This window comes from Methylotuvimicrobium sp., from assembly GCF_050611805.1.
GTDB lineage: Bacteria > Pseudomonadota > Gammaproteobacteria > Methylococcales > Methylomonadaceae > Methylotuvimicrobium.
On the sequence record NZ_JBNGHF010000001.1, the window covers coordinates 320,100 to 326,099 of the forward strand.

The following is a 6,000-nucleotide window of genomic DNA, read 5'->3' on the forward strand; positions in this document are numbered from 1 at the left end:
GGATGTGGCCAGCTCCATGCTGGTTCCTCGCCTAGCGTTATGTGAGGGACCGGGCACCCTGGCACATCCTTAGGCACTGCCGAAATGTGAAGTGCGAATGGTATATCTACTCTATTTTTAAAATAGGGTAGGCTGGTTCGGTTGTTTGATTGACAGGTGTCGGCGGCAGGTGCACTACCCTGTCAAGAGAGTAACAGAGGCCGCTACAAAGCTCATGGTTCTAGGATGTTATTTGGCACTAAATCCTAAACGCTCAGCTCAATTAAGAATGTCGACGAAAGTTGTTAAAGAAGACGAATTTTAAAGTTAAGGTGAAAATATGAGGTTTGGATTTTTCTCAATTGTTGCTACAAGTTTTATGTTGGCATCAACGGTGCTTCAGGCAAAGGAGTATGAAGAGCACAACAATATGATGGATCACGGTGGCGGCCATCTGATGGACATGGGCGGCGGAATGGTAATGGGGCAAAATACGGATACCTTGCCCGGTGGTTGCGATAAGATTGCTGCAACTAAAGAAATTACAGTTCGCGCAGGGCATCAATATGCCGAAAAATTTCCGGGGCGAATGTTTGCATTCGATACCCAGGAGTTTCAGTTCGAACCCTGTACCAAATTGACTGTTAATTTCATTAACGATGACAATGTTCGACATCAATGGATGATGCATGGTCTACCTAAATATTTGTATCCGAAAGGCATGTTTCATTTGGAGGTAACCGGTCCAGGAAAAATATCGGGTACATTAATTTTACCGCCTGGAGATAAGACCTATTTAGTACACTGCGATATCGCCCAGCACATGGAGAAAGGGATGAAGGCGCAATTGAAGGTAGGTAAGGGCGCCGGCGATTTGCCGAGTATCCCGGGCGTTACCCCCTATGTGATTCAGGATAGTTACGAAGTTTCTCCAATTCTTGATAATCCAATCCAGTCCCAAGACGCTTCCTCGGCAACATCAAGCAACACAGCTTCGCAAGAGAGTAGCTCATGGTTTTCAGGGGTTATGGTAATCGGTTTGGCGATTGGTTTATTAATCTCACCTTTATTAGCGAAGAAATTTAAAGGGATGAGTTTTTCCGAAGGAGTCTCTTATATATTTGAGTTAATCGGAAATGTATTAGGTTTTATATACAGACTTTTTTCCAAAGTGCTACAGTCCGTTTTTTCAGGAAAAAATAAAGTATTGCCTGAGAAATAAATGTAAAAGTTGGGTCAAGCCCCTGTAACCTTTGGGTTTCAGGGGCTTTTTTGTGGGTTAAGTAAATGCCGGAAGATTTTCTAGGTTTGGCGGGTTTATTTTTGAGTGCCTTTATATCGTCGACGATTGCTCCAGGAGGTTCCGAAGCCGTGCTGGCTCTGATGGTGTCGGAACATCAGGACCAAGTGATACTATTAGTCGGAATTGCGACGATCGGCAATACTTTAGGGGCTTTAACAACTTGGTTTTTAGGATATTTAGCGGCAAAGAAATATTCTATCGATTCATTGTTAGACACTAAAAAACAAAAAGCGATAATGTGGGTTAGAAAATGGGGACGATGGGCGCTTTTATTTTCATGGTTACCGGTTATCGGAGATGGATTTTGTTTTGCCGGAGGGTGGTTAAAATTATCTTTGTATTCATCAATAGCATTCATTTTTATTGGAAAATTAGTTCGATATGCGGCGATTTCCTGGGTATTTGCGGGAAATTAACGATGAGAGCTGCTTTTTAAATATGTGTTCAACGAGGAAGTTTGATGTTAAGACATTTTCCGGAGCCGGGTATTGCTTACGAGCATAGACCGCGCGACTATTTTATTGCAGGATTTACATTTTTTTGTGTGGCTGTTTGTTTGGTCGTAGATGCTAACGCTACCTTGGAAAAACAAAATGCATTGGGAGTTTGCGGATGGGTTTTTCTCATAGGTTTGTTGTTGGGCGAGTCGAGTGAAGTAAGGATGCAAGTTATTATTGCCGTAGCATTTGCGACAGTCGGCGAGCATTTTGCGTCTCCTTATATGGGGGGGTATACCTATCGTTTTGAAAATGTGCCGGCTTATGTTCCCCCAGGTCATGGTATGGTTTACTTGACCGCCGTTGCATTGGCGCGTTCCGGATTTTTTATGCGGCAAGCACGAATGATTGCGCTATTCGTTGTGACGGCTTGTGGTCTTTGGTCTATTTGGGGCATCAGTGGCCTAGCTGCGCAGGGTGACTCTGTAGGGGCACTGTTGTTTTGCATATTTTTAGGCTATTTATTCAAAGGGCGGTCTCCGCTGGTGTATCTGGCTGCATTTTTTATTACAACTTGGTTAGAGTTAATTGGGACGGCTTCCGGAACTTGGACTTGGGCTTCTATTGATCCTGTACTGAGTCTTCCGCAAGGAAACCCGCCGAGCGGAGTGGCTGCTTGGTATTGTTTGGTCGATGCGGTTGCAATGGGTGGGGCTGCGCCGGTTATGAGAGGGTTAACAAATGTATCTACTTGGTTGCCTATTATAGGGCGAAGCCGAGTCGCCGCTTATCAATCGGCGGATGAATAGATAGAGTTTACGTGAGCAAAAATTCTTTATCGTGAATGTTGCTATACCGTTGATCAAATTTAGGCACCAAAATTTGGTTGGTAATGAGCAAACAAAAAGGTTTTTCATGTCACTAGACCCAGTCTTAAAAAATGTGGTGCTTAGGGTTTAAGGCGTTGATTTATAATAGTCAAAAATCATGCCAATTTTTACTGAGCGTCTACAAATAAGTTTGGGTTGAATTATTGGCGTATAAAGTAGTCGCGTGTTTTTTGCATTGTTTGGGTTTTAAGCAGAGGTTGAAAATGAAAAAATTAGCATTAATTGTGTTGGTATTGTTTGCGCCAACGGCGTTTGCCGATTGGGTCTTGAATCAAAAATTATCGTCATTAAGTTTTCTCACTACTAAAAATGCAAGCGTTACCGAGAAACATACGTTCAATAAAATGTCTGGATCGTTAAGTGATGAAGGTCTGGCGAAACTAGTTATTCAGTTAAATAGTGTCGAAACCGGTGTGCCGATCAGAAATGAACGAATGAAGGAGTTGTTATTTCAAATTGAACGTTTTCCGGAAGCGTTAGTTGAGCTGAAATTTGATAAGACTAAGTTGGATTCGTTAAAGGCCGGACAAATGATGGACCTGCCCGTAACAGCGAATCTTAAATTGCACGGTTTTGAGCGTTCAATGGATGCTAATTTAAGGATTATTAAGTTAACCAATGCTCAAGTCTCAGTGACAACTGTCGAGCCGATTATCATGAATACCGAATGGTTCGGTTTGCAGGCGGGAGTTGAAAAGTTACGTGAAATCGTTAATTTGCAGAGCATCACCGGAGCGGTGCCCGTCACGATGAGTCTTGTTTACAATTTACAATAAAAAATTTTTCAATAGATTTGTTTGCACGGCCCTCTTCTTGGTTATTGAGGTTTAAGCGTCTGGTGTTTATCGGGAGAGTGTTTATATTTGCTTCATGCAAAATTCACATTCACTCATCCAGGGGGGGGCAGATTGCCGCAAGTTCCCATGAATGGATTCGCCCAGCACCTAATTTATATAAAGACAATTAGCCATGGCCAATGGGCTATGGAATTAGGTGCTGGGTAAATACGCCCATGTATGCTCTATGGCAGCAGCATGCCGGCAAGACTTTTGCCGAGCAGCCCGTCGTTTCCTTAGGCGCTGCCGAAATTTGAAGTGCGAAAGGTATAGACAGATCTCATACCTTTTATTCTTAGACGGGTTTTTGATCAAAAGGGAGTAAGTTGGGAAGTTGTCAATTTTTGAGCGAAAGGGCGACAAAAACTAAATCTTGAGCCTGCTTTCAGATAAATAAAAGAGAACAGGGCTAAATATAAATTAATCAGTTAATCGGCCGGTTCGTTTCGTTACGAATTAGACTGTGGGATCATGAAAATTTTTAAGTCAAAAAAAAAGAACAAATCAAAGACCGGTTATCTAGTTTATAAAAGATTACTGAGTTATGTTCGCCCCTATAAAAGCTGGTTTTTTTTCAGCATAATCGGTTTCTTGATATATGCGGCGACACAACCTTTATTTGCGGCAATCTTAAAACACATCATCGATTCGTTACAGAGCGGCTCGAGAGAAGATGTCGGTTTAATGCCCTTGCTCTTTATCGGCTTGATATTATTAAGAGGAACCGGATCTTATCTTGGTAATTATTTCATTGCCAAAGTGTCTACAAGTATCGTTCATGCATTGAGGTGTGAAATATTCAATCATTATACGGGGTTGCCTACGAATTATTTCGATTCAAACAACAGCGGTTACATGATGTCTAGGATCACGCATAATGTTGGAGAGGTGACGCAGGCAACGACAGACTCGGTACAAATCGTAATTAAGGAAGGATTGACTGCGCTTGGCCTAGTGCTGTATTTGTTTTATATGAACTGGTTGCTGACATTAGCATTTTTGTCAGTCACGCCATTTATAGTGTGGTTGGTCAAGTATGTGAGTAAAAGATTACGCTTATTGAGTAAAGATATTCAAAATTCGATAGGTAATTTGACGCACATAACGTCTGAGCTGGTCAGTGGGCATCGAATTGTGAGGAGTTATGGAGGCGAAGAATATGAAAAAAATAGATTTAAGATTAGTAGCCAATTTCATCGTCGACAATCATTAAAACTTGCGGCAACATCTGCGTTACATGGGCCATTGCTGCAACTAATTATTTCTATTGCCTTGGCTGGTTTAATGTATTTGTCTTTGACTCTAATGCAAGAGGCTACTGCGGGTGAATTTGTTGCGTTTTTAACAGCCGCTTTTCTTTTGCCGCGCCCTATTAGGCAGTTGAGTGATGCTAATTCAAAAATACAAAAAGGAGTGGTGGCAGCCGAGTCCTTGTTTACCATATTAGATGAGCCAGTCGAGAATGATTCTGGCGAATATGCGCCAAAGCATTGTGGCGGAAAAATTGAATTTAAAAACGTACGATTTAAATACCAGGGAGCGGAGAGCGAAGCATTAAAAGGAATTAGTTTTACGGTTGAGCCAGGACAGACTGTTGCTTTAGTTGGTGCTTCGGGAGGAGGCAAGAGCACGCTGATTAATTTATTGCCAAGATTTTACGAATATTCGTCGGGTCAAATCCTTCTTGATGGTGTAGACATAACCGCTTATAAGTTGGAAAACTTAAGGCGACAAATTGCAGTAGTAACCCAACAAGTCACATTGTTTAACGATACGGTAGCGAATAATATTGCTTATGGCGCTTTGCAAGGGGTATCTTTGGAAAGCGTGGAGCAAGCGGCAAAAGATGCCTATGCGATGAAATTCATCCAAAAAATGCCGAAGGGTTTGCAAACCGAAATCGGAGAAAATGGCGTCAAGTTATCTGGAGGGCAAAAACAGCGATTAGCATTAGCGAGAGCTTTATTGAAAAATGCGCCGGTTTTAATCCTAGATGAAGCAACTTCTGCTCTCGATACCGAATCAGAGCGGTATATTCAAAAGGCCTTGCAGAACATTCTTTCAAATAGGTCCACAATAGTAGTGGCACACCGTTTGTCTACTATAGAGAATGCCGATGTAATTCTTGTAATGGATAATGGTCAAATAGTAGAACAGGGCGGTCACAAGGAATTGCTCGCAAAGAACGGGCTCTATGCCAGGTTATACGACATGCAGTTCAATGGCGAGACCAATGTAGCCGGTTAAAGTATGCCTTTTCCACTTCAAATTTCGGTAGTGCCCGAGGAGGCGTCTGGGTGAATGACAAAGGCTATGCCAGCATGGATGTATTCACCCAGCACTTAAATCCATATCCTGTTGGCTATGGTTAACTGACTTGGATAATTTAAGCTCTGGGTTCACGGCGACCTTTGGCGGACACCCGTCTCCGAATTTTGGTCAACGGCGGGTATAAATTGACAAAATGAAAAAGGAAAAATAAATTCTTGACGAGTTGAGGGGGTGCTGTATAATGCTCGTCTTTCCCGCCGCGAAACAGCGGAATGACGGGGAAA

At 42.4% G+C, this 6,000-nt stretch carries 5 protein-coding genes; all 5 read left to right on the top strand.

The features are described 5' to 3' along the window. Positions 1–358: 358 nt before the first annotated feature. The gene (locus tag ACRJJO_RS01465) at positions 359–1,201 is read left to right on the top strand and encodes a copper oxidase (protein WP_431064220.1); all 843 of its coding nucleotides are present in this window, start codon (positions 359–361) and stop codon (positions 1,199–1,201) included. Between the two features lie 65 nt (positions 1,202–1,266). Then, complete coding sequence (locus ACRJJO_RS01470; RefSeq protein WP_431064207.1) at positions 1,267–1,698, top strand: YqaA family protein; 432 nt, start codon at positions 1,267–1,269, stop codon at positions 1,696–1,698. 44 nt (positions 1,699–1,742) lie between these two features. Then, on the top strand, positions 1,743–2,528 hold the full coding sequence (locus ACRJJO_RS01475; RefSeq protein ID WP_431064208.1) for a hypothetical protein: 786 nt from the start codon (positions 1,743–1,745) through the stop codon (positions 2,526–2,528). A gap of 284 nt (positions 2,529–2,812) precedes the next feature. After that, a complete protein-coding gene (locus ACRJJO_RS01480; RefSeq protein ID WP_431064209.1) occupies positions 2,813–3,385 on the top strand; it encodes a YceI family protein in 573 nt (190 codons plus the stop codon). Positions 3,386–3,916: 531 nt separating this feature from the next. After that, on the top strand, positions 3,917–5,692 hold the full coding sequence (gene msbA, locus ACRJJO_RS01485) for a lipid A export permease/ATP-binding protein MsbA (RefSeq protein ID WP_431064210.1): 1,776 nt from the start codon (positions 3,917–3,919) through the stop codon (positions 5,690–5,692). Positions 5,693–6,000 lie beyond the last annotated feature (308 nt).